The following is a 25,802-nucleotide window of genomic DNA, read 5'->3' on the forward strand; positions in this document are numbered from 1 at the left end:
TAAAAAATCAGATTCTTTCATGGTAACCATTAAAATAATCTGAACACCACAGCCCATTTTTTCATGACAGACAAGACTCTAATAATTGCGGAAAAGCCCAGTGTGGCAAGTGATCTGGCGAAAATACTGCCCGACAGATTTAAAAAAACCAAGACCCATTTTGAAGGACAGAAGTACGTTGTTTCCTACGCTATCGGCCACCTGGTTTCCATCTGTTATCCAGAAGAAATTGATCCCGCCTACCAGAAATGGGATATCAACAAGCTCCCCATCCTGCCGGAAAGTTTCCCCCTGAAAGGACTGGACGGCACAAAAAGTCAGCTGAATGCCCTGCAGAAACTCATCCGCCGAAAGGACATTACAGAAATCGTCAATGCCTGTGATGCCGGTCGTGAAGGAGAACTGATTTTCAAATACATTATAAAATATGTATGGAACAAGTCTGTAGCCAAAAAAACATTTAAACGCCTCTGGCTGCAGTCCATGACCGCAGATGCGATCAAGTCAGGCTTTGCCAATCTCAGGGACAGTGAAGAAATGCTCCCCCTTGAAGACACAGCTCTCTGCAGGTCCGAATCCGACTGGCTGATCGGGATCAACGCAACCAGAGCACTGACCGGCTTCAATTCGCGTAACGGTGGTTTTTTTCTTACACCCTGCGGCAGGGTACAGACTCCGACGCTGTCACTTCTGGTCCAGCGGGAGCGATACAGGATGAATTTTATCCCCAAACCGTACTGCACCCTCCATGCTGATTTTGTATTCGACAATATTACGTACAACGGTAAATGGATTGACCCGTCCTTTAAAAAAGATCCGAATGATTCCTATAAACGTGCAGACAGAATATGGGATCCTGAAAAAGCGGCTGCAATCATCGCCAAGTGTACAGGTCAGCCGGCAACCGTAGAGGAAAAAAGCAAACAGACCAGCCAACGTTCCGCCCCTCTGTACGACCTCACCCTGCTCCAGCGTGAGGCCAACTCCCGTTTCGGCTTCTCCGCCAAGAACACCCTGTCCATCGCCCAGGCTCTCTATGAAAGACACAAGGTCCTCACCTACCCCAGAACGGACAGCAAACACCTGCCGGAAGATTACCTGCCCACGGTGAAAAAAACCGTGCAGAGCCAGACCCGGTGGCAACTTGCCGAATTTGCCGAAACAGCCCTGAGAAAAGGCTACCTGAAACTCGAAAAACGCATTTTCAACAACAGGAAAATTTCCGACCATCATGCCATTATCCCCACCACACTGATACCGAAAAATCTCTCGGAAGCAGAGCTCAAAATTTACAGAATGGTGGCACAGCGTTTTCTCGCTGTATTTTTCCCACCTGCACTTTTTTTAAATACAAAACGATTCTCCCATGTCATGGATGAGACCTTCCTGACGGAGGGCAAAATACTCAAGGAACCTGGCTGGAAAATTATCTACGGAGCAGGTAGCGTAGACAAAAAGGAGAAAATGCTCACTCCCGTACCTGACTCTGCTGACATCTCCTGCAAGAAAATCACCAGGGAGGATCTGGAAACGGTTCCCCCACCCAGGTACAACGAAGCAACACTGCTCTCGGCCATGGAAAATTCCGATAAACTCGTAGAAGACGAGGAACTGGCCGATGCCATGAAGGAACGAGGCCTGGGAACCCCCGCCACCAGGGCCTCTATCATTGAAAAACTGATCAAGGAAAAATATGTGGTCAGAGAGGGTAAGGACCTTACTCCCACCGGTAAAGCGTTTGAGCTTCTGGCTCTTCTGGAGGCTATGAAGATCGATGTCCTGGCTTCTCCAGAGCTGACAGGAGAGTGGGAGCATAAATTGAACCAGATCCTCAAGGGGACGTTTACCAGGGCCAAATTCATGGATGAAATACGGGCAATGACCATCCATATTATCAACCAGGTCAAAAACTTCGAGAAAACAGAAGTCAGGGCGGAGGCCCCTTTCAGTCCCGTCAATAATATCCGCTTCTTTTCCTCTCCCACTGCTTATGTTTCTGAGGACCAGAAGATTTCCATCAGAAAAATCCTAGGCGGCAGAGTTATGACCAATGATGAAATCGTCGCTCTGCTGGAGGGTAAAACAATCGGCCCGTTCAGTGACTTCAGGTCAAAAAAGGGAAAACCGTTTTCAGCCTCACTTCGGTTTACCAACGGAAAAATAGAATTTCTCTTTGAAAAATCAACCGCCGACCTGGACATCGATGCCATCAAAAAGGGCGAGGTTCTCGGCATTTCTCCGGTGGACAACACAAAAGTTTATGAAACTCCGGCTGCTTTCATGTCTGAATCGGCACTTGACGGAGACGAGAAAAATGGTCTTAGAATTGGCAAGATAATCCTTTCAAAAACGCTGGACACCACTCATATCCGACAGTTGTTGAAAGACGGAAAAACAGAACTGATCAAAGGGTTTATTTCAAAGAAACGAAGGCCGTTCGATGCCTATCTGCTCCTGAACAAAAATGGCAGAATCAGCTTTGAATTTCCTCCACGTAAATCCAGAAAAAAAGAACAAAAAAATTGACAGCCCTCACAGAAAAGGGCACAAGTAATTATGAAACAGATTAAAAAAGAATACCGTGATAAAACCGGAGAGGAACTGGCCAGGGTCTGCGCGACAGCGGCTCTTGACACAAAGGCTGAAGATCTTGTCATCCTGGATGTTCGTGGACTCACTACTTTTACTGAATATTTTGTCATCATGAGCGGCAGATCGACCCGACACGTCCAGGGATTGGCCGAAGCGATTGAAGGAGAGCTCCGTTCAAAAAGAGTTAAGGCATCAAAGGCGGAAGGACTTCAGGACGGCATGTGGGTTCTACTTGATTTCGACGACGTGGTTGTTCATATTTTCTATCATGAACAGCGAAAATTCTACGATCTGGAAGGATTGTGGCATGAGGCCGAAAAAGTAGAAATCCAGGCACCTTGAACTGATACCTGTCCAGAAATGAGCAGTTTTGTTCTGAATAAAGACACCAGGAAATTTTTATTACGGACATCTATGTGATATCCCAAAAATAGAATCTCCACAGCAACGACGATTCAGAAAAAAAACCTTTTCCGGACAGGCACAAATTGAACACCTGATAAAAGCCATGCAATATCTCAGCACCAGGGGTGGGGTCGCCCCCTGTCCTTTACAGCAGCAGTCATGATGGGACTTGCCGAAGACGGCGGACTCCTTCTTCCCAGAACAATTCCAAGAGTAGGGTGCGAAACACTGGCATCCTGGCAAAACCTGACTTATCCTGAACTCGCCTTCGAAATCATGAGTCGTTTTATTGATGATATTCCGGCAAATGATCTCAAGGATATCATAGCCCGCTCTTATGACACCTTTACCCGGAATGAAATAACTCCTCTTGCCCATGTGGGAGAGTATCATATACTTGAGCTGTTCCATGGCCCAACCCTTGCTTTCAAAGATATAGCACTGCAGTTTCTCGGCAATCTTTTTGAATATCTGCTGGACAAAAATAAATCAACCCTCAATATCCTCGGGGCAACTTCCGGGGACACCGGGAGCGCAGCAATATACGGGGTGAGAGGAAAAGAACGGATAAAGATCTTCATTCTCCATCCCCATGGAAGAGTCAGCAAAGTCCAGGAAAAGCAGATGACAACCGTGGTGGACGATAATGTTTTCAACATCGCCATCAGGGGGTCTTTTGATGATGCCCAGGCTATCGTGAAAAAGATTTTCAGTGATGTCGATTTTAAAGCGGAAAACAATCTCGGCGCCATCAATTCCATTAACTGGGCCCGTGTTCTCGCCCAGGTTGTCTATTATGTTTACAGCTGTCTCCATATCATAGACCACGAAAAGGATTCTTCCCTGGATTTCGCTATTCCCACAGGCAATTTCGGCGATATATTCGCAGGCTTTATCGCCAGAAGAATGTTGCCAGAGGGAACAATCAGACAACTGGTCCTGGCAACTAATTCGAATGATATCCTCAGTCGACTGGTCAACAGGGGAGACTACTCCCTTGGAGAGGTCAGGATAACGTCCAGCCCCTCCATGGATATCCAGGCCGCTTCCAATTTTGAGAGGTATCTTTACTACCTGGTCGACAGCGATGCCACCCGTACCGGAGAATTAATGGAAGAATTCTTAAAGAACGGCTCTCTTGATCTGAAGAGTTATCAGGAACAGATCAAAAGAGATTTTACAGCAGCCTCCGTAGCTGAAGATGAGGTTCTCAAAACTATAGCCCATTATCATGCAGAATACGGTTATCTGCTTGACCCCCATACAGCCGTTGGAGTCAGGGCGGCAGAACAGTATAAAACCACTGGCATTCCCATGATCTGCCTTGCAACTGCCCATCCGGCTAAATTCGGCGAAGTAGTTGCAGAAGCAGTAAACACTGAACCGGAACTTCCAGAAAACATTTCAGCAATTTTAACAGCTGAATCACGATGCGAAATCATGGAAGCAAACGCAAATGACATCCGCGAGTATATATCCACGCATGCTCACGGTAAAGATGAGGGAAAATAACAGGATCCACCGAGGAACTTGACTTTCTCGGCAGACTGCTCTAATGTCACTTGCACGATAATTGTTCAGGCAGTTGTATTCTTTTTGACTGTTTTTCAATCATATTTATTTACTATTTTGAGGTATCTTTATGTTTGGTCTTGGTATGCCGGAACTCATAGTTATTCTGGTTATTATTGTCATCATTTTCGGAGCGGGCAAACTCCCTGAAATCGGCTCAGGCATTGGTAAAGGCATTAAAAATTTCAAAGACGCGACCAAAAAAGAAGAAGAACAAAAAAAAATTGATGATGATCAGGAACCTGATAACAAAGCCTGATCTTCAGATAATTATCTCTTAAACTGAGAGGGGACCATATAATGTTTGGACTGGGAACACCTGAATTAATAGTCATTCTTGCAATTGCTTTCCTCGTCTTCGGCGGTAAAAAACTGCCGGAAATAGGTTCCGGCCTCGGTAAGGCAATCTCTTCTTTCAAAAAAGGTATTCAGGGAGTTGAAGAAGAGGGGCGGGAAATAATCAATGATATCCCCGGAGTCAAGGAAGCTGCGGATGTCAAGGAAAAGGTTGATCAGGTAAAGAACCTGGGGAAAATTGGGAACATATTGAAATAATCAACCATACAGGGAGTCCCCATCCTGCTCCCTGTAGAATTCCAGACCTGGAAGAGTCTTTATTTTCTCACAATAATCTTTTTATCCATTTGCCTGGACTCATTCGAAAATCTCCTCTACGAATGATCTTTTTTCACCACAGGTAGGATTTTCATCACAGCGAAACGATGTCAATCCTTCGCCCACAGGACACAAATGGCTGTGCTTTATGATCCAGCCATGCTGTATCGTTTGCATTCTTACTTTTCTTTCTTTTTTTTCTCTTTTCACGCTTTTCATTTCTGAGAATTATCAATTACCTCTCTCTTTTTCTGCTGTAAGATTTCTCCAGGTCAGCCTGGGTTTCATGGATAACCGAAAAATAAACTACCTCAACCATTTATTCCCAGGCCAAGGCAATATTCTTGACTTTTTTGTAATAATTGTTTAAAAAGAACGACTCAATTATACTTTTTTGTCTAATTTTGTCCGGCAGGATCCCGCCTGGTTCTCATCAGATCGACGTCCACATCTTGCCCACAGGCAATTTTACCTATTCTTATCAGGAGAGAGACATGTGTCGTTTAGCCCTGAAAACCGCCAACAGGCCCTTTTCACCCTACGAGGTTCTGACTGCCATGGAGGCCATGCAGGAAGGATATGACGGCTCCGGCCTTGGTCTGCTTCTTCGTGGCATGGAATTTGAAGATTTCAAATACAATCCCAAATTTCCCATTCTGTCGGGAATCGCCCACACCGAAAAAGGCTGGCATCAGATGACCAGTTTCATGGAAGACCGCGGGTATGAGTTAAAATACGACCATCGGTTTTCAATGCACCCGGAACTGATCGAGGCGAATGACCGCTATCGATATTTCGTGAGGGCCTACAGAATGCCCGAGAGATTCAGGGGTATTGCCAAAGAAAAACAAGAAGCGGAACTTCTGAAAACACGGCTGGCTTTAAGAAAAATAGGTGAAGAGAATAATGATCTCTCGGTCTTCTCTTTCTGGCCGGATGTGGCGATGATAAAGGAAGTAGGCTGGCCCCTGCAGATTGGAGATGCTCTTTGTCTGCATGACGGTCAGATAAAATCGAGGGTCTGTATGGCCCAGGGCCGTCAGAATACCAATTACGGCATCAACCTGTATGCCTGCCATCCTTTCTTCATCCAGGGCATCTCCACCATGACTAATGGAGAAAATACCGCTTTTGTCCCCATCAAAGAATGGTTGCTGGGAAAAAACATTACCGGCTACATGGGTTACCAGAGTGACAGTGAGGTCTTTGCCCACATCCTCCACTATACACTAAAGAAACTGAAACTCCCTCTGGCCGCTTATAAGCATATTATTACTCCTTTGAGTACTTCGGAACTGAACAGCCACCCCCAGGGTGACTTCCTCAAAGGGTTGCGAGACGCCTGCAAACGTCTGGTCATAGATGGACCGAATGCAGTAATTGGCACCCTGCCCGATGAAACATGCCTGCTGGTCATGGATCAGAAAAAACTGCGGCCTGCGACAGTTGGCGGTAAAAAGGGTATGTGGGCCATTGCATCAGAGATCTGTGGTGTCGATGCAATGATCCCAGACCGTGACCCCTCACTTGATTTCCAGCCAATGCGCGAACATACAGTAATTGTCCCCCCAGACAGAAAGGAACTTTTAATATGGTCTCAACACGATCAGCTGCCGTTACCCCTGGCAGCCTAACTTATACTGATTTTCCCTGGATTATCGAACACCGTGAAGACAGGTGTACACTCTGCGGCCAGTGTACTGCAGTCTGCCCCAAGGAAGCTATTCGTCTCTCCCATATGAGGCAACGACTTCCAAAACTTGACGTGATGGGAAAGAAAAGGGGCAGCGATTACAGAACATTTACTGGGATCCGCCAGCAGACCGATATGGCCCATGCCTGCATCGGCTGTGGCATGTGCTCAATGGTCTGTCCCAATGATGCCATAACCCCTGTTCCTGGCACAAACGAAAACCGTACCACTTTTTTTGACAACCAAAAAGGTGAGCCAAGGAAACGGGGGGGACGACGCAATGTCTCCGGCCCTACTCTGCTTGATCGAATTGTCTTCGATAGAATCTCCATGTTGACCGATCCGGCCCTGGATGCCGGTCGGCATGAGTTTACCATCACAACAACCCTGGGCCGGATTCTCTCTCCCGAGGATTATCTGGACAGGAAAATCAATGGTGGCTGGATCCCGGCAACCAGGGAAATTTTCCCTTTTGTCATTGGATCCATGTCCTTTGGAGCCCTCTCACCCAATATGTGGCTGGGTCTGTTGCAGGGAGTTGCGTACTGCAATGAGGTCCTTGGAATTCCGGTCGTGATGTGCACCGGTGAAGGCGGCTGTCCCCCATGGGTATTGAAAAGCCCCTACCTGAAATATATCATCCTGCAAATTGCCTCCGGTTATTTTGGCTGGGACGAAATAATCAGAGCCATTCCGGACATGCAATGTGATCCTGCGGCCATTGAGATAAAATATGGTCAGGGTGCCAAACCCGGGGATGGTGGTCTGCTGATGTGGTATAAGGTTTCAAAACTTATCGCCCGCCTCCGTGGTGTTCCTGAAGGTGTGGATCTTCCCTCCCCGCCTGTTCACCAGACACTCTACTCCATTGAGGAAAGTGTCATGAAGATGATCCAGACTCTTTCCATGGCTTTTGGTCATAAGGTACCGATTTATCCAAAAATTTCTGCTTCAACTTCGGCCAAATCCGTACTGAACAACCTGGTGCGCAACCCCTATGCTGCCGGTCTCATGATTGATGGAATTGACGGCGGTACCGGGGCCGCATACAATGTTTCCATGGATGCTACAGGGCATCCCATCGCTTCCTGTGTCCGGGAATGTTATCTTGACCTCGCGGCCCAGGGGAAACAGAACGAAATACCAATTTTTGCAGCCGGCGGTATCGGCAAAAACGGTAATGTGGCCCAGAACGGTATGGCCCTTATCATGCTTGGTGCTTCAGGAGTGCATATCGGCAAATATATCATGCAGGCTACGGCAGGATGCCTTGGCAATGAAAAAAATCGATGCAATGTCTGCAATATAGGTATCTGCCCCAAGGGCATCACCAGCCAAAATGCCAAGCTTTACAGAAGACTTGATCCAGATCTGGTTGCAGAAAGGGTTGCCGATACCTTTATGTCCATAAGTACCGAGGTAAAAAAGATCATGGCTCCTCTCGGCCGATCCCAGAGTCTGCCAATCGGCATGTCGGATGCACTGGGTATTGCGGACAAGGCAGCCGCCGACAGGCTGCAGATCAAGTACGTCTGCTAACCCGGCAGCACCAGGAAATAGATTTCAATATGCAATAGTATTTGTAATAATTTAAGGAGTTTGCAGTGATAAAAACAGTTGTGAAAGGTCGCGATGAAAACGGCAGGCGTATCAGCTCAATGCAGTTTGAAAAGCTGGTGCGCGAAGCCGCAGAATTGCCCAGGGCCTCTGAACTCGTCCTTGAATCCTACGGGCAGCATAATATAGGTATCAGGCTGCAGAGAAAAGGGGGCATCCACCTGACTGTCAAGGGACCTTCAGGACAGCGACTGGGCTGTATGGGGATGCCGGGTACAACTATCCGCTGCGAAGGTGCAACATCTGATGATGTCGGTTATCTCAACATTGGCGCAGAAATAACGGTCCTCGGTGACGCTACCAATGGTGCCTGCAATGCCATGGCCAACGGTAAGGTATTTATTGCCGGTTCCATCGGTGCCCGTGGATTGACCATGACCAAATGGAATCCCGATTATGAAAGGCCAGAACTCTGGGTTCTCGGTTCCACCGGTGACTCCTTTGCTGAATTCAACTGTGGCGGTATTGCCGTTGTCTGCGGTATTGATCCCAAAAACCCGGAAAATATCCTCGGCTATCGCCCCTGTGTGGGAATGGTTGGTGGATCCATCTATTTCAGAGGGAAAATAGACAATTCCTTTCCACCGCAAAATGCCAAACTGGTCGATCCCGACGATGAACAATGGCAATGGCTGATGGATAATATGGTCGGTTTTCTCGAAAACATAAACCGTACTGACCTCCTGAAAACCCTGTCTGTCAGGGAAGAGTGGCGGATGTTACTCACAGTTACCCCCCAGGAAAGGGCTTTAATGTGGTCCGGCCCCATGCCCATGGCGGAGTTCCGGAATAACTACTGGAACAAGGCATTCGGAGGAGATCCGCTGAGAGATCTCGCTCCGGGACTGGAGCGTTCTCCCATTGACACCATTGTAACCGGTGATCTTCGTCGCAGAAAACCATACTGGGCCAACTGTGAGTCAGCCGCGCCCTGTACATATTATTGTCCAATTCATATTCCCACCGTGGACAGACTCAGGTTGATACGGGAGGGACGGATAGATGAAGCCTATGAAATGATCCTGCAGTATACACCGCTGCCGGCCTCGGTCTGTGGCGCTGTCTGCCCGAACCTCTGCATGGAAAACTGCAGCCGTCAAAACGTCGACACTTCCATTGATGTCCAGGTCCTTGGACAATCTGTCAACACATCAAAAACTCCGGAAGCGCAGCCTCCCACCGGAACAAAAGTTGCCGTAATCGGTGGGGGTCCCGCAGGTATGAATGTTGCCTGGCAGCTGGCTCTTAACGGTATTGAAACCACTATTTTTGAACAGGACAACCAGATCGGAGGCAAACTGGCCCAGGTTATCCCCTGGGAGCGCCTTCCCCAGGCCATCTGGGATCAGGAAATCAAAAGATTCCTTGAAACTCCCAATATATCAGTCAATCTCAACACATCCCTGACCCGGGAAAAGTTTGAAGAACTGCAGAAAAAATACGATTACGTTGTTGTCGCCGTGGGAACACACGAGCCTCGCAGAATCCAGTTTCCCGGCAACGAAAAAGTCATTCCGGCCCTCGATTTCCTGAAATCAGCTAAAAGCGAAAAGCCCATGACCGTGGGGAGAGAAGTTGTCGTCATAGGAGCCGGTAATGTGGGCTGCGATGTTGCCTGTGAAGCATACCGACTTGGTGCAGAAAAAGTCACCCTGGTAGACATCCAGAAGCCCCTGGCCTTTGGTAAGGAAAAAGAGGCGGCAGAAGCGCTCGGCGCTCAATTCAGATGGCCCGTGAGCACAAAAGAGGTCACGGAAGAAGGTCTCGTCACCGACGAAGGAGAACTGATCCCAGCCCAGACTGTTATTATCTCCATTGGAGACGTTCCTGCCCTTTCTTTTTTACCGAAAACTGTTGAAACAATAACAGTTGGAGGTGCGTCATGGATTACCACAGATAAATCCCATGTGACCTCCGATGCCAGGATTCTTGCCGTGGGTGATGTGGAAAAACCAGGCCTTGCAACCAATGCCCTGGGCGCAGGTAAAACCGCTGCGGAATATATCATTGCCACCGAAAAAGGAGTTGAATACCATCCTTTTGACCGACAGCTTATACCGCAGCAGGCGTTGACCATCACCCATTATATACCTGAAGAAAGGGGTGAGACAGAAAATGACCAGGCAGACCGCTGTCTTTCCTGTGGTTCCTGCCGGGACTGCCATCTCTGTGAAACAATCTGTCCAACCGGTGCTATTACCCGCAGGGACCTGGGAACAGGACAGGAGAATGGCTATGAATATATCTCTGATGATACAAAGTGTATTGCCTGTGGCTTCTGTGCTGATACCTGCCCATGTGGCATCTGGGCCATGAATACATTCTGATGTAACTGGTCACAGGATTTGTAACTCTGTATTTTCATCCATATTAAACCTGTAAGTGATCAGGAACGCAGCATGAAAGGGCACAAATTATGATCGGCGTATCAGCCGAATACTCACATCATATCTGGCTGTGTCAATATCTGCAGGGAGCAGGCGTGCATCCGGAACCATTATTGTCAGAACCCTGCCCCGCTTCGGGTCTTTTGCCTGTTTGGTTCTGCGCTCCATACCCGAGGGACCGGCAACACCTTTTCGGGGTGGACGAACATGGAGCAGTTGGGCTTCAATAGACTGGGTTGCGGCCGGCGGCAGTTTTTTTCCTTCCGCTTTCAGGGGAGGAATTGAGCCAATTATTATTTCCATTTTCCCGCTCCTTTCTCAGGATTCTTCCTCATGTTGCCCAGATCCGTTTTATCACCTGTGCTCTTTTAAACAATAATCTATCTTCTCTATTAACATACCGCTTTTCTGTACTTTTTCAATGTTTTCTCTCTTACATTCACAGTAATAGAGAGAGGGACGTTCTTTTTTCCTGGCAATGCATTCTCTTTTGCAGGTAAATTGCATGCATTACCCGGAACAAATTTAAATCGCCATCATGAATCACTGCAATGAAAGACCCACTGAAGAAAATTCTCACACCAATAAGTGAACTGCAGAACATCAGGGGAGTTGACCTGCCCATTGGCCTTGAATTTCTTCAGCTGGTGGTAACGGGCCCGCCAGGTGCAGGTAAATCACACTATATTGACCAGATACGAGGATGGCCCAATGAGGGATTTCTTGATCTGACAAAAAAAGGCTGGTGGAAAGACCAGTCACTGCTGTACAGGCCACGGGAAGTCCACCTGGGCCTGCCTTTTAAAGGCTACAGCGAGTCACTGACCGTGTTTGACAAGGAATGGCTTGATGCCATTCCTTTGCCTGTCCTTGAGCCTGCCAGAATCAAAATACCCCCCAACAAGGAACTTCCCTTTCATACCAACTGGCGAAATCGCTACATCTTTGAGTTTCTCATTCCTGATGCAGCAACCATATTTCAACAACGGCTGTCAAGGCAGAACGAAGGGTATTTCCCGGTCGACGAAAACCTGTCAATGGAAATGGTTGAACAGCAGGTCGCAGTCTACAGGGAAGTCGCTCTCTATCTTCATCGGGCGGGGCTCAATGTCTACATTCGCCAGGGACTTGATTATCCCCCCATGAGAATTGCGGAAAAAGGCATCTCCAATGTACCACGCTGGGCGTTTGACAGGAAACCGGACCGCCCCAGTCTGAAAAGTCTGGCAGGATGGAAATGGCTCTTCCTCAGGCGATATCCCATCAAATGGCTGACAATTACTCATGAGGAACAGAAAATAACGACCGCCAGTCGGATTGCCCATGACGGTAAGACTTTTGAGCTTATTCTTGGAAGTACAGGACTGCGCTTTCATCCTGAAATCCCCCTGGGTGTCAAGAAAAAGATGATCAGGAAAAACTGGATCATCAACACTGAGCAGGCCTGTTCCACGAAGCAGATAAGCGGCTTTGCGCGAATACGTGTAGGAGAAACAGTTATTATTGGACGAGACAACCGGGAATACGACGACCTCTTTCATTTTAAAAAGAACGTAGCCAAACGCCACGTGAGTGTCACAAACAGAAAAGGTGATCTGGTCATCACACCGCTTGATATGGACTCCGAAGTCCGCATAGTCCGTTTTGACAACCTCGATTACCGGGAACGGATGGCATCAAACCGCTACCACTCACTGCTGAAAATAAAAGAGTTATTCCGTGGTCCCGTGGGTATTCTTGCTGACGACAAGGCCTTGGAACTCATTCGAAAAGTCAACAAACTGCTTGTAGAAGAACCTCTACGCCCCCGCAACAAAGAAAAGAAGGTCGGCGGACTTGTCGAACTCACCGGCAAAACAACACCCGTTATTGTCGGCGATCTCCATGGACAAGTGGATAATATACTGAAAATACTCTCAGAAAACTGCCTGTTTGACTGTCTCAGGCTGAAAACAGCAACACTGGTCATCCTGGGAGATGCCATTCATTCTGAAAATGCTAACGAAATGGATGATTTCGACAGTTCCATACTGATGATGGATCTGCTTTTTCTTTTAAAACTGCGTTTTCCTGAAAATTTTTATTACCTGCGTGGAAACCACGACAGTTTCTCCCCGACCATCAGTAAAAACGGTATTCCCCAGGGCACTCTTATGAAAAAACGTCTCCTTGAACTGAGGGGAGAAGAGTATATTATAGAAATGGAAAAGTTCTATTCCCTGCTTCCCCTGGTCATCAGCTCAAAAAAATTCGTGGCCTGTCATGCGGGTCCTCCGAGGACAAAGGTAACCAGGAAAATGCTGATCAATATAGCTGATCATCCTGAACTTGCCCAGGACCTGATAACAAACAGGCTCCAGCGCCCTCATTTTCCTGGAGGTTACAACAAGGGAGACGTAAAAAAATTCCGCAAAGGTCTTCATCTTCCGAAAAAAACTGCATTTATCGTTGGCCATACTCCCCTTGATCCTTTTGGAAGCATATGGAGGGATGTGGGGGCAATAAAGAACCATCACATCATCTATTCTGCCCACACTGAGGGCCCAAGCCTTTTTGTCGGCCTGGACAACAAAGTTGTGCCTATTACTTTCCCGGCTGAACCCTTGACAAAACTGATAAACAAACTGAAATAGTTCTCTGATATGAAAATCTGAGACAAGAGTTAATTATTGACATTCTGTCAAAAGTTGTTAATCACAGCGTGCAAAGACAGAACAGTTCCCATGAAGGTCTGTACTGCTGATCATAAATTACCTTGTGTCTGTCCAGAAATGAGATTTTTGTTCGAGTTCAGGAAGCATAGGAAAATAAAAAGCGCAGCATATTAGGCATATGTGAGCATTTTTATTTTTCGTAACGACTCAGAAATCGGGCAAAAAGGCCATTTATGGACAGGCACTACCTTAAAATCCCGGCTTTAAAAAGTTTCATCAGGAGGTTGCAGAATGGCTTTTTTACCCAACAGTCCACTTTCCGGACTCTTGCGCGGATCACCTTTTAAACCGATACAGGAACATATGCAGGTTGTTTTTTCCTGTGTCTGCCTTGTCCCGCCACTTTTTGACGCACTGTACAAGAAAGATTCGAAACAACTCTCTGAGGTGGCGGAGCAGATAAAATCCCTGGAAACCGATGCCGACAAACTCAAATCCACTTTCCGGCTCAACATGCCGAAATCCCTCTTTCTACCTGTGGACAGAAAAGATCTTCTCAGTCTTATCGGCGATCAGGATCATATTGCCGACACTGCAGAAGAAATCTGTAAAATTCTTACCTATCGTCAGATGGAAGTCCCGGAAGCGATAAAGGAGCTGCTTGATGAACTACTCGAAGGGACCATGGAAATCGCTTCCGAAGCCAAGGCCATGATCGAGCAACTGGACGAACTGCTCGAACTTGGTTTTGGTGGACGTGAATTCGACAAAGTCTCGCAGATGATATCGGGGGTGCGCCGCAGCGAACATAATATCGATGCCATTCTCCACCGTACGAGAACGGCACTGTTTGCAATCGAAAATGACCTCACGCCAGTCTCTGTCATCTTCTGGTACAAGTTGATTGACCTTCTCGGAAATATTTCCGATCAATGTGAAAACCTGGCTGACCGCCTGCTGCTTTTTCTGTCAAAATAATTTTACCATAAGGAACAATCAGATGGAAATTATTGCTGCATACGGCACTACCATGATCATTCTGGCCGTTATTTTCGGACTCTACATGACATGGGGAATAGGTGCGAATGATCTGGCAAACGCCATGGGAACTTCCGTCGGAGCCGGAGCTGTCTCTGTAAAACAGGCCATCATCATCGCCATTATTTTTGAATTTTTAGGGGCAATCCTTGCTGGAGGACATGTCACTAAAACCATCAGAAAAGGTATCATTGATCCCAGTGGAATTATCAATAACCCCGAAATTCTCGTTTACGGCATGCTGGCATCCCTGCTTGCCGCCGCGGTCTGGTTGATGGTTGCTTCCGCCAAGGGGTGGCCTGTCTCCACTACCCACTCTATCATAGGAGCTCTCATCGGTTTTGCCATCGTCGGTATAGGGCCTGATTCCGTGAAATGGACCAAGGTGGCCAGTGTTGTGCTCAGCTGGATTGTCTCTCCGATCATGGGAGGAACAATAGCTTTTCTCCTGGTCATGAGCACCAGAAAACTGATTTTCAATACTGACAATCCCCTGAAAAACGCCAAAAAATATGCCCCCGTCTATATCTTCCTCGTGGGTTTTATTATCTCTCTTGTCACCATGTTCAAAGGTCTGAAACATCTTCATATCAGCATGAGCACCGGACAAAGTTTTGGCTTTGCTGTCTTGTTCGGAGCCCTCACCGCCTCGGTTGGCTGGTATTTTATCAGAAATGTCAAGGAAGATATCAGTGCCAACCGTGAATTCAGTTATGCAAGTGTGGAAAAAGTTTTTACTCCCATGATGCTGTTCACTGCCTGTTCCATGGCCTTTGCCCATGGATCAAATGATGTGGCAAACGGTATTGGGCCTCTGGCGGCAGTTTACAGTATCGTCAGCTCCGGTGGGGAGGTCATGCAGAAATCCGACCTGCCATTCTGGATACTTCTCCTTGGTGGCGCCGGAATTGTCATTGGCCTTATTACCCTCGGTTACAGAGTTATGCTCACCGTCGGCAAAAAAATCACTGAACTCACTCCTTCCCGTGGTTTCTGCGCAGAACTTGCCGCAGCAACCACGGTTGTCATAGCATCAAGGACAGGACTTCCTGTATCCACAACCCATATCCTTGTCGGCTCCGTTCTGGGTGTAGGACTGGCCAGGGGCGTGGGAGCACTGGATCTTCGTGTGGTTCTGAATATCGTCATTTCCTGGGTCGTAACCCTGCCGGCAGGTGCAATTATGGCGATGCTCTTCTTTTTTACCCTCAAGGGTATATTCAGCTGAAAAAGAACCCCGGAAGCCAAAACGGAGCTTACGGGGTTCTTTTGATAATTCTTCTGTTTTAGCTGACATTAATAAAAGTTACTCCTCAGCAAGGGTGAAACTCCGCGACCGACTCTCTCCCGTCAACTCCCCTGTTTCGTTAAATCCCCGCACTCGAAAACTGTATCTTTTACCTGGAGAAAACTTCATGGAAAGAACTTTTTGGGACAGGTAATAACTCCCCTTTTTTGTATAAGCCGTAAAAAACGGCTCCTTCATTTCCTTTTGATAAAATTCAATATGATATATTGAAACAGCAGAGGTTCCCGACCACTCAATCTTTTGACCACTCATGTGAATTTCAGTTTTATTTTCAGGCAATTCTATCAGCAACCCAACAACGGTCTCCGCTTTTTTAGCCTCCACATGGTAGATAGCTTCAGGAAAATCAATTTTCTGAAACGCCGATTCAGGTTCTGTTATAATGAACTGCAACTTATGTGCCCCTTCCGAATAGGTAGGCAGCCGTGGTGCACTCGGTGTTTTCAGGGTCAACACCTTTCCGTAATACAGATTCTTCTGGACGCGTTGGATAATTCTCCTGTCCACTTTCCAGTACCCTTTGAATATACCTGACCCGTTATAATGGATCTCTACTACTCCCCTGAGGTTCCGGGAATTTCTCGTCACCAGAATAAGCGGCCGATTATTTTCTTCAAAAAAGACCCTCATCCTGGTAATTCTCAACCTGCCGGCTGCGACAGAACGCAGGTTAACCTTTGTGGCGCCGCTTCCGGATCGAAAATTCTGTGCCGTGAAATTCCTTCTGTACACTATTTTTGATGACCCTGCATTTTTCCCGAAACTGAGAACAGAAGGTGGAATAGCAACCGTTTCTGAAACAGACGGTTGGGATTTATTCAGAGAAATATTGAGAGGCGTGTTGTTATAGCCGAGAACACGACCTCCGGCCAGAAACTCCCCCGGGTCGACCGAATGGTTTCATTCACAGCCACCGCCGGAGAAACAACCGTAAATGTAACTTTCTGCCTCGTCCCGGCTCCCCTGCCCACATCTATCTCCGCAGGAGAAACTCTTACCACAAGCTGACCAGGATCAATAAAAATAGTGAGGGTCTGTATTGTTTTTTTTCCGGATCGGGTTACAACCTGAACAGTGGACACAAACTTGCCCTTCCGGGTAGGTATTCCCACAATACGCCCATATTTTTCCAATACCAATCCCGGTGGCAGCTGACCACGGATCTTTCTGTACCGACTTAATTTTGCGGAAGATGTTGCTGCAAGATCGTATTCATATTCTTTACCGACCGTGCCGCGGGGAGGCTCACCTATAGAGTCAACCACCGTTATAGTTTTCGTTTCAACAATGGGGGGAGGTGGAGTTGCGGCAGCAATAAAAGTTGTTGTGCCGGTAACTGTATAGGTTCCGATTTTTCTATATGAATGTACTGCCGTAAAAGTATAAGTGCCAGGCACAGTATAAGTGGAAGAGGTTGCAACCGCACTGCCGTCACCAAAACTCAGGCTTAGAATCATTGTCACGCCATTCGGTACTGCCAATGTACCGGTAACCGATGCTGTTACTGTTTCTCCGGCTGCGGTGGTAGTCGGATTTACATCAAGGGCTGCGTTAGCTGCTTCTGCAGAAAACAAGACCAGGATAAACAGCATCAGGTTCATTATTATTCTTTGCATTCTGTCCTCCTGACCTGTACCAGACAACTCAGATACAGGCTATTGGGAAAAAACAGTGATTGTATAACCGACATCTTTTCCTGATTATTCTTAAAGCACAACAACTGAAACAACGATATTTTTAGAACTGTCCTATCATGTATTTTAATTACTCCTGTCCTCTCTGCCAGTTAAAAGGAATAAGGAAGAGCGGTTGACAGAACCAGTGTCAATATGTTTTCCCTTGTTGTTGAATCTCCTATTTCATCTTTTTGACGATTGTAGTGATATTCAAGGGCAATGGTCGGATCTTCCAGCCACCACAACTGTTCCATCCTGTAATTCAACCTGCTGTATGCTGCACTGTTCTTTGTATCGACACTGTCATCATCAGTCCTGGTTATGTCATATGTGCCACCAATTTCAAAGATGATCGTATCATTAAAGAAACTAGTATAAATATCCAGGGCTAAAGTGTTCGTATCCGTCCGGACATCGGTGGTCAAATCTGTTGAACTGTTCAGCGTCCATGAAGGCATAATTGAAAAATAGGAAGAAGAATAAGAAGGAACCGCAGACACGGTAAAAAGTCGGGTATCATTATCAGTCGTGCTGTGATCATCCTGCTCGGAATAACTGGATCTCAACTCAATACCCCAGGCATCTTTATTATAACCAACAGTTCCCGTCAATGTGTTCGTATCCATGGAGACAGGCTCAGTTCCAGCCGGCTCATCTGCTGATCGCTGGCTGTTATGCTCAAAAAGTACGCTTGCCGGAAACCTTTCCCACCCCACATACTGATAATCAATACTGCCGGAAAAAGAGTAAACTCTTGCAAAAAGATCATCTCCCTCAACATTATCCCAAGAATAATTCAACATTAACCGCACAGATTGATCCGGATAAGTCACTCCTCCACTGAAATCCGCACCCGCCCAGTCTTTGACGATGGACTGATTCCCGACCACATCATACTGCGGCCCCGTATATTTATAACCAAGCTCAAAATCGTATTTCTCTATGAGACCACCAATCTGAATACGGTATGCCTTATCATATGTTTCCTTTTCATTATCCCCCGTATCTCCATCATAGTTGACAGTATCAAACTCAAAATCCGATGTCAGCATCTGGTCGAAAAAATCGCTCTGCAACAGAATACCGGTGACATCTCCCTTTCGCCCTCCTCCTTCTGACCAGTTTCCCAGTGAATTTCCACTTTCACCACCTCTTACATATATTCCCTTGAGTGTCAGCTGCTGTTCAAAAAAATTGACTTCAGCAGAAGTGCCCATGATATGATCATTTGAATTAAAACCGAATCCCATACCGTCTATCTCATAGCTGCTCTCAGTGCTGAGCGTACCAAAGCCACTCAAGGTAATATTTCCCATGGTAATACTTGCCTTACCTCCTCGCCTGGTCAGATAGTCAACAGTGTTCTTTGATTCTTCAATAGTGGTATCCCCGATTTCAGTTCTGGCAGAATAACTTTCAGCCTGATATTCTCCGGAAAAAAGAAAATCTATGAGACTGATCCCCTTTTTCTCCGGCCTGGCCAGGGCCGCATTCTGATCATAATATCTCGCATTTGCCCTGAACGATGCATTCCACCCCCCTTCACGCACAGTCGATTCACTGGTCAAATAAGTATCAAACGTCGTGTAAGGCGTATCAGTGGAAAAATCTCCAGAGGAATCATCCCCGGTGGAACTGTCTTTTTTCAGAGTTGTTTTCAGGGTGGATGAGATACGATTGGTTGAATAAATCTCCTCAAAAGGTGCACTGTGGCGGGAAGAGAAAAGAAGTTCCTCTTCAAATGGTTCACCATTTTCAAAAAAACCAAGTACCTGGAGGGAATGATTACCAGCAGGCAGAGGATCAACGGGGGTATAAGTGTATAGACCCTGTTCAGCAGTTACCAGGCCCGTGATATCGTCACCATCCAGAAGTACAAGCAATCCCTCATCAAGTACTGGTAACATACTGCGAAAAGAAACAACCGGTTTTCTCGCAATAACAATGGATTCAGGAACTGGAGACACCAGTATCAGCTCATTACCCGAAGCTTCGACCGTGTTTCCGGACAGCAGTAAAAATGGAAAAGAAAAATAGAAGAAAAACAGAACGGAGGGGAATCTTTTCATGGTTCTCCACGGTAGAGAGAAAGTGAACACGACCCGTGGGACCTGTACTGCAACCAATGTAACACAAAATGATTTACAGCAGAACAGATCCACTTTCGCATTTTGACATTCATTGACAAAACCATAGAATAATGTTCTACCCTACCATAAGAATGATGTAAACTACAGAGAAAAGTACGACAGTTCAGCTTGATCCGACGCTCTTTGAATTATTTTATTTTCACTCAACTCACCGGCACCAGTGACCTCATAATCACTGATCAATCCAAAGGAATATTGTATCGAACACACTTACATATGACAAAAAAACGATGAGGAGAACAAATGGCTTCTTTACATCTCAGGCTGACCGCGGGCACGGGAAAGAGGACTGTATGTAATTCGACATGTCGTAACCACCTTTTTTTAAAGATTTATTTGGAAAAATCATTTTCCCTGACGGGTGCAGCTTTTCTTGTCATATTGCCACTGTTGTTTTTCCCCCTTCAGGTAAACGCCGCCAAATCATTTCAACCGGCAAAGCTGTCCACCAAAGACAACATTCTTCAACTTTCCCCCGGAACATCTGGGGCGACCCTCGCCCGTATCAAAAATACAGATTATGTCAGACTTCCCAGCGGACGGATTATTCAGATGAAACATATCCGTGATGCTGCCAAACTGTCAAAGAGACTGCATAACATCAGCATCAAAAAAAGTTCTCTTCCTGCATCTCTGCGCCTGAAACCTGCAGCGACAGGCGGCATCCCAGTCAAAAACATCTATGAGCTCAGTACAGTACTGGAGACGGCAAAAGATGGAGATACTATCCAACTGCCTTCAGGCAGACGGGTCACGGCTGCTCAACTCAGGTTTATCCAACCGGAGCTTGAAAAAAGACTGGGTAAAAAACTCTCCCAGTTCAAGCAGAAAAACAAAGGAGCAAAATCCATTAAAATAATTGCTTCCACAGAGAAACAATATTGGGAGAAGATACTGAAAAAACCGGATGACACAGTACTGGAAACGGAGGATGGCAAGTTTTTTACCGTCGGTGAACTGAAAAAGACACTGTCTCGTGGATACCTCACCATGAAACCATCTGCCAACACGTCGAAAAAGGAGGTTCACAATGACTGAACTCACCTTTTTCAAAAGCAAATTTATGACCCTCACCATAGTGTTTATTGTTCTTCTGTTCAATTCCACGACACCTGTCCCAGTACAGGCAGACGATTTTGACGATTTTATCGGTTTCCTCAAAGACGTTGAAGATGAGACGGGGATGCCGCTGGATAAGATGGGAGTTCCTTTCAATGCAACCCAGCTTGAACAGTCAAAAGGGGTTATAACCTGTCTTTCCAATGCCAATGGCGACACATATGAAACCGCTGTCTGTATTGATGATTTCCACGATACATCAGCCGGTCAACAACTTGCAGAGCAGGCAGACCTGCCTTCATGGGTCTGGGATGTTATAGACAGTTATATTCTTTATATGGAAAAGGACTACATGGGACTTGCCTGGAGCCTGGGAGAAGCAGTGGTCTGCGCGGTTATCAATGTCTGGACGGGAACAGATATCTGCGGCCTCATTGAAGAACTTGCACAACTTGCGGAAGATGTCCTGGATATAGGTAAAGTCCTCATTGAATGGTTGGGGGAACTGGGAGAAGCTGTTGTCGGTGCTATAAAAGATGCAGCCTGCGCCATTGGGATTGGTGGCTGTGATGATTCACCACCCATTCCTCCAGAGGTGGTTCTCTACGAAATGATGGCTCCCGAAATACAGGCCGGGCTGGATAAAAGAGAGGAAAAATACAGTGGAGCCTTTGCCGCATTTCTTGCAGATCTGAAAAACAGGGTTCTGGGAAAGGTAAATGCTGAAATAAAAAATTTTAATGATCAGGTATCATCAACCTGGATTCCCCAGCTCGACTACTACACTCAGGCTGATGTGGACAAAGCCGGAGCCCGTTTTGTCGATACGGTCAATGTCAGATGGAGTAATGACATCATTCAGCGTGTGGACAAAGAAAGACATAACAGAATAAAAATTTATGGAAATCCTGCCAATATAGACTCTCTGACTAGAGAGGTTCTCAATAAATATATTCCTGAAGGATCCGATTTCAAATGGATGCTCATTGATGAATGCACCTCTGACTTTAAAAATGACTTCGGGTATGACCATATCGACCGCTGGAAAATCATGCATCTTGCAGTTGAAAATATTGGGATTATGCAGGATTCAGTACAGTCAAACAGGGAGCTCTGCACCACATTCTACGACCAGAACAAAACAGCCTTCACCGCCTCAGCGATCGGCTATGTTCAGGACAAAGTAAATTGTGTCGATACGGGAAAAGACCTGTTCTGTTATTCGCTCACTGCATATGATAAATGCGTAACAGTGATGGGCGCTTTTAACAGGAAAGACATCTGCCGAATAAACATGACAAATGCATCCCTGGAAGCAAAGAAAAAAATAGAAGCCATGTTCAGGCAAGACGGAAGCAGATTCTATAAACTGCCGATACGGGAACAAAACAATACCCTGTCGGAAATGCAGCACTCTCAGGCGGCAACGGCAATTCTCCCCGCAAGCCAGGAACCGTTAATATTCACCTGTTACCGCCCCACCCATCTTTATTTCTTCAATCTGTTTTACCAGGCACTCTATGGCGGGCTGCCACAAAAGCTCCTGAAACCTGAACTGCAGGAGGGTACTACCTATCACCAGTTGAAAATAGCGGTTGAAAATGCAGTAAAACAAATCAATAAAAGGCAATATCCAGAAATAAACTGTACAGTAATGGCTACAGTCGATCCATTGCTTCTGGAAGTCATTGATCCTCTATGCTTTCAGAATCTGCAGGACAAAAATCCCTCGTTCGACTTTCAAGCTCCCAGTAAAAAACCGGGGTTCTCCTATTCCCAGAAAAAATTAAATCTCTCCATTGACGGACTGGAAACACCAACGATATTTATCGATATGGCAGGCTACTGGGGAAATCTAATCAAGAATAAAATACGTAAAACCGAGATAACAGCAGACAGCATCAGAATAGAAAAAATCCACCCTCTTGATCCTGTTACAAGAAACAAACTAGACCGTAACAGCCTCAGGCAGAATACTCTCTCCGGGCTACAGGCCTCTGCAACAGGAGCACAGCTCAAGAAGAATGTCAATCAGGCCATAAGAACTGGCTCTAACCAAAAGGCCATGAGCGGTACCTTGCCATCCGACAGCAAAATCCCTGTATTTTTTTCTCTAAAAACATCCTTCAGAGCACATCAGCCTGTCAGGTTTAAAATACAGACCACATCAAAGCGTAAGGTACTTTTTGAATTGCGACATCGGTCGGGCAAAGGACGACAATACAGACCTGTAAAAAATATTGCCCACACTTTCAAGCAGCAGGGAACCATGGCCATATTGACACTCTCTCCCGGGATGGGAGGTGAATTCCAGATCAGAATTCGAGCGAATCGCACCTCCCCGTGGGGCAAATGGCATACTTTCCGGGTTGTCGGCAAACCAACCCGGGGATCCGAGGTGTCCATCAATCCTCAACCTGAACCTCCGGGGAAACCGTCTGTTTCAAAACAACTCGTCAAAAAAACCCTGCCTGTTATCAAAGAACCACATAATAATCAGACATTCCTGTTCTCCGGCAGGAATGTTTCCATCAATAGCAGAATCGCCCATGCACCAGGTGTAAAACTTGTTGTAAAGCTGCAACATAAGAAACGGGGCCATTTTATCGATGTACCCCTGCAAATCAATAAGCGTCACGACCGCCAGGGAACTCTTCTTAATTTTACGCTTGATCTGACAGGATCTTACCGGCTGAAAGTTAAACTTTCGGATCCCGGTGCACAATGGACAAGGTGGACCGTGTTCAACATTGACAAAAAAGCCCGGGCTCGCCTGAAAAATAAACGACCGGGAACGCACTTTCAGCCAACTCCTTTGAAACCCTCATTCAAATAAATCACACGCCTCTGTGCAGAACATCAGGTCATCCTCCTCTCCCTGACCTGAAAGGGAGAGGAGGTTATATTGCCAAAGCAAACGATCGAGATAAAATGGACACCATTTTTACAGACATATAACCCAGTTTCCTATCGGCCACAGAAGTTACCTGCCCTTTCTCACAGCACCATCCACAATTTCTCTCCGCCAATTGTCGTGATTTAAATAGCTTTGTTCCTCTACCACAACTCCTCTTCTCTGCATCGTTTGTTACTGATTTTGCAACACCTTCTCTATAACACCAGCCAAACAACAGAAACCGGTTTTCAGGGCAGGTTTACCAGGAATTTTTATTTTTAGCCCTGATTTCTCATATGAAAATAATTGATACAACGGCTTTGATTTTTTTCACTTTCCCTCCTGACATTTCTATTCAAATATAAAGGCTATTTTCCTTTATTCTTCAGCTCGACGGTAAAAGTCGGGGGTTCTGGTTCTATTATTACTTAAAATCGGGTCATGAATAGGCTCTCTGTAAACATCCTGGAGCTCGAAAGTCATATAATACTTCCTGTCGGTTGACACCAAACGAGCCGGATCCAGATAAACAAAAATTTCCACAGGAACACGGTGCCATTCATTGGAAGCAAGAGGTGGAAATGGACTGATTTCAATGATTCCATCCTTTACGACATGACTTTCACTTAGGAATTGAGGGATAGGTGGGGGAGTGGGTGAGTCTATCGTCCCATTCACAGGGGGTAGAAAAGGGTTAACAGATGATTCCAGTAATTTATACCCACATCTTACCCTCGCAAGTGGTCTGTTGTTCTCTGAATTGTTACGGGTCCGAAGATTGATCTGTAACCTGAAGAGATCACGGTCAAAGGAACTGCTAGCACGTTCAAACCGGACGTCTTCATCATGGATGGGTCCAAGTTCAAGATCAATTCCGGGGTGTGCATTCATCTGATGTTGTCTATCCATGGGTGCCGGAGGAGGTGCATCAAGCTCTGGCATTTCAACCCGGAAGAGAGCACTTCTCCCTTCAACCCCCGACGCGTCTTTCATGACAAGTTGATATGCTCCGGTAGCATTGGCAAATGATGCACCTCGAAAATAAATCCTCATTGTCCCATGCCTCGTTCCATTACTTTGGACTGTGCCCCTAAGTCCATCAGCCAGGGTTATTATCCGACTGCCGCTTGCGTTGACTGCGGTCACTTTAAAAGGAGGTCTTGTTCCTGGTGATGCATACCATCGAAATCTACGTGGTCTGGGATCGACGGTGATAAGATCGTTAGCACGGGGATAGGGTATTCCAATTATTTCTCGAGACCGCACAGCATTGCGAGACCGCGCAACATTGTGCAGCGCAAAAGTTCCTTTACTGAACAGTGTTATCTTCTGATCAGAAAGTGTGGTAATTCTGATCCTGTAATTTTTCCCCGGCGGAACCGGCCTGCCGTTGATAAAACCCGCTTTCCAATTATATTTTCTGCTTAAAATCGGTATGCTGGCTGCAATATTCCCGATTCTTTTGTTTCCACTGAAAAGAGCCAGACGAATACTTCCGTTAATATCCCCCTTTTTCCAGCGAATCGTAACTTCTTTACCGATCTGGATATTTTCGCCTCCCCGGGGACTGGTAATTTCCAGGGATGACTGGGTCTGAACCGTTGTTTTCTTGGACACTCCACTAGTTAAATTATTCGTTTTGGCAACTTTTCCCTTTTGGAATAACGTAAATGTTCCTTTACTGAAATCTGTTAGTTTCTGGTTCGAGAGTGCTGTGATTTTGATCCTGTATTGTTTCCCAGGTGGGATTAGCCGACCGTTTATAATACCCGCTTTCCAGTCAAGTTTTCTGTTAGAGGCCGGAATGCTGCCCGCAATATTACCTATTCTTTTGTTGCTGCTGAAAAGGACAAGGCGAATATTTCCCCTCACTTCCTGTTTTTCCCACCGGATAGTGACTTTTCCACCTATTTGAATTTTTTCATTTCCATTTGGGCTTGTCAGCTTCAGAAAGGGCTTTTTTGCTACTTTATGTTTACCTGCAATACCAGTCTTTGATTTGGTCTTTTGTTTCGTTATTTCTTTCGTTGGATGTGATGCGGCACCCGCAGTTGTTATGCTGATACATATTACCAAAAAGAAGAGAAAGAACAGTTTTGCGAAATTGCGGATAGTTTGAATCGTCATAAGATATTCCTC

General features: G+C 46.2%; 18 protein-coding genes. 13 read left to right on the forward strand and 5 right to left on the reverse strand.

The features are described from left to right. Positions 1-63 precede the first annotated feature (63 nt). The 8 genes from LO777_RS09600 (at position 64) to LO777_RS09635 (ending at position 10,821) form a co-directional block, all read left to right on the forward strand. Positions 64-2,526, forward strand: coding sequence for a DNA topoisomerase III (locus LO777_RS09600; protein WP_228857259.1), 2,463 nt, complete (start codon positions 64-66; stop codon positions 2,524-2,526). Between the two features lie 30 nt (positions 2,527-2,556). Continuing rightward, complete coding sequence (gene rsfS, locus LO777_RS09605; RefSeq protein ID WP_228857260.1) at positions 2,557-2,934, forward strand: ribosome silencing factor; 378 nt, start codon at positions 2,557-2,559, stop codon at positions 2,932-2,934. 222 nt (positions 2,935-3,156) lie between these two features. Further along, positions 3,157-4,509, forward strand: coding sequence for a threonine synthase (thrC, locus tag LO777_RS09610; RefSeq protein WP_228857261.1), 1,353 nt, complete (start codon positions 3,157-3,159; stop codon positions 4,507-4,509). A gap of 130 nt (positions 4,510-4,639) precedes the next feature. Then, positions 4,640-4,828: a twin-arginine translocase TatA/TatE family subunit gene (gene tatA / locus LO777_RS09615; protein WP_228857262.1), complete on the forward strand. Its 189-nt coding sequence runs from the start codon at positions 4,640-4,642 to the stop codon at positions 4,826-4,828. Positions 4,829-4,869: 41 nt separating this feature from the next. Further along, positions 4,870-5,124 carry a Sec-independent protein translocase subunit TatA/TatB gene (locus tag LO777_RS21030; protein WP_228857263.1) on the forward strand — a complete coding sequence of 85 codons (255 nt, stop codon included), beginning with the start codon at positions 4,870-4,872 and terminating at the stop codon, positions 5,122-5,124. A gap of 554 nt (positions 5,125-5,678) precedes the next feature. Beyond that, positions 5,679-6,818 (forward strand): class II glutamine amidotransferase domain-containing protein, encoded by a 1,140-nt coding sequence (locus LO777_RS09625; RefSeq protein ID WP_228857264.1) that lies wholly within the window; start codon positions 5,679-5,681, stop codon positions 6,816-6,818. Next, a complete protein-coding gene (locus LO777_RS09630; protein WP_228857265.1) occupies positions 6,776-8,416 on the forward strand; it encodes a glutamate synthase-related protein in 1,641 nt (546 codons plus the stop codon). The genes LO777_RS09625 and LO777_RS09630 overlap by 43 nt, the downstream gene beginning before the upstream one ends. Before the next feature lie 65 nt (positions 8,417-8,481). Further along, on the forward strand, positions 8,482-10,821 hold the full coding sequence (locus tag LO777_RS09635; protein ID WP_228857266.1) for an FAD-dependent oxidoreductase: 2,340 nt from the start codon (positions 8,482-8,484) through the stop codon (positions 10,819-10,821). 87 nt (positions 10,822-10,908) lie between these two features. On the opposite strand, the gene LO777_RS09640 is transcribed toward LO777_RS09635, so the two are convergent. Then, positions 10,909-11,184, reverse strand: coding sequence for a hypothetical protein (locus LO777_RS09640; RefSeq protein WP_228857267.1), 276 nt, complete (start codon positions 11,182-11,184; stop codon positions 10,909-10,911). Between the two features lie 248 nt (positions 11,185-11,432). On the opposite strand from LO777_RS09640, the gene LO777_RS09645 reads away from it, so the two are divergent. The 3 genes from LO777_RS09645 (at position 11,433) to LO777_RS09655 (ending at position 15,801) form a co-directional block, all read left to right on the forward strand. Next, the gene (locus LO777_RS09645) at positions 11,433-13,514 is read left to right on the forward strand and encodes a metallophosphoesterase (RefSeq protein WP_228857268.1); all 2,082 of its coding nucleotides are present in this window, start codon (positions 11,433-11,435) and stop codon (positions 13,512-13,514) included. Positions 13,515-13,826: 312 nt separating this feature from the next. Then, a complete protein-coding gene (locus tag LO777_RS09650) occupies positions 13,827-14,513 on the forward strand; it encodes a TIGR00153 family protein (protein ID WP_228857269.1) in 687 nt (228 codons plus the stop codon). A gap of 22 nt (positions 14,514-14,535) precedes the next feature. Beyond that, entirely contained in the window at positions 14,536-15,801 is a 1,266-nt protein-coding gene (locus LO777_RS09655; RefSeq protein WP_228857270.1) for an inorganic phosphate transporter, read from the forward strand. A gap of 78 nt (positions 15,802-15,879) precedes the next feature. Here the strand turns inward: LO777_RS09655 and LO777_RS09660 are convergent, their stop codons facing one another. From LO777_RS09660 to LO777_RS09670, 3 genes are all read right to left on the reverse strand, one after another. Further along, positions 15,880-16,614, reverse strand: coding sequence for a hypothetical protein (locus tag LO777_RS09660; RefSeq protein ID WP_228857271.1), 735 nt, complete (start codon positions 16,612-16,614; stop codon positions 15,880-15,882). An 86-nt stretch (positions 16,615-16,700) separates the two neighbouring features. After that, entirely contained in the window at positions 16,701-17,498 is a 798-nt protein-coding gene (locus LO777_RS09665; RefSeq protein ID WP_228857272.1) for a hypothetical protein, read from the reverse strand. Positions 17,499-17,668: 170 nt separating this feature from the next. Continuing rightward, complete coding sequence (locus LO777_RS09670; RefSeq protein WP_228857273.1) at positions 17,669-19,627, reverse strand: hypothetical protein; 1,959 nt, start codon at positions 19,625-19,627, stop codon at positions 17,669-17,671. A 324-nt stretch (positions 19,628-19,951) separates the two neighbouring features. Between LO777_RS09670 and LO777_RS09675 the strand changes: the two genes are divergently transcribed. Together LO777_RS09675 and LO777_RS09680 are read left to right on the forward strand one after the other, a co-directional pair. After that, positions 19,952-20,746, forward strand: coding sequence for a hypothetical protein (locus LO777_RS09675; RefSeq protein WP_228857274.1), 795 nt, complete (start codon positions 19,952-19,954; stop codon positions 20,744-20,746). Continuing rightward, the gene (locus tag LO777_RS09680) at positions 20,739-23,603 is read left to right on the forward strand and encodes a hypothetical protein (RefSeq protein ID WP_228857275.1); all 2,865 of its coding nucleotides are present in this window, start codon (positions 20,739-20,741) and stop codon (positions 23,601-23,603) included. The genes LO777_RS09675 and LO777_RS09680 overlap by 8 nt, the downstream gene beginning before the upstream one ends. Before the next feature lie 438 nt (positions 23,604-24,041). Here the strand turns inward: LO777_RS09680 and LO777_RS09685 are convergent, their stop codons facing one another. Further along, entirely contained in the window at positions 24,042-25,790 is a 1,749-nt protein-coding gene (locus LO777_RS09685; protein ID WP_228857276.1) for a GPI anchored serine-threonine rich family protein, read from the reverse strand. Between the last annotated feature and the right edge of the window lie 12 nt (positions 25,791-25,802).

It is taken from the genome of Desulfomarina profundi, assembly GCF_019703855.1.
Lineage (GTDB): Bacteria > Desulfobacterota > Desulfobulbia > Desulfobulbales > Desulfocapsaceae > Desulfomarina > Desulfomarina profundi.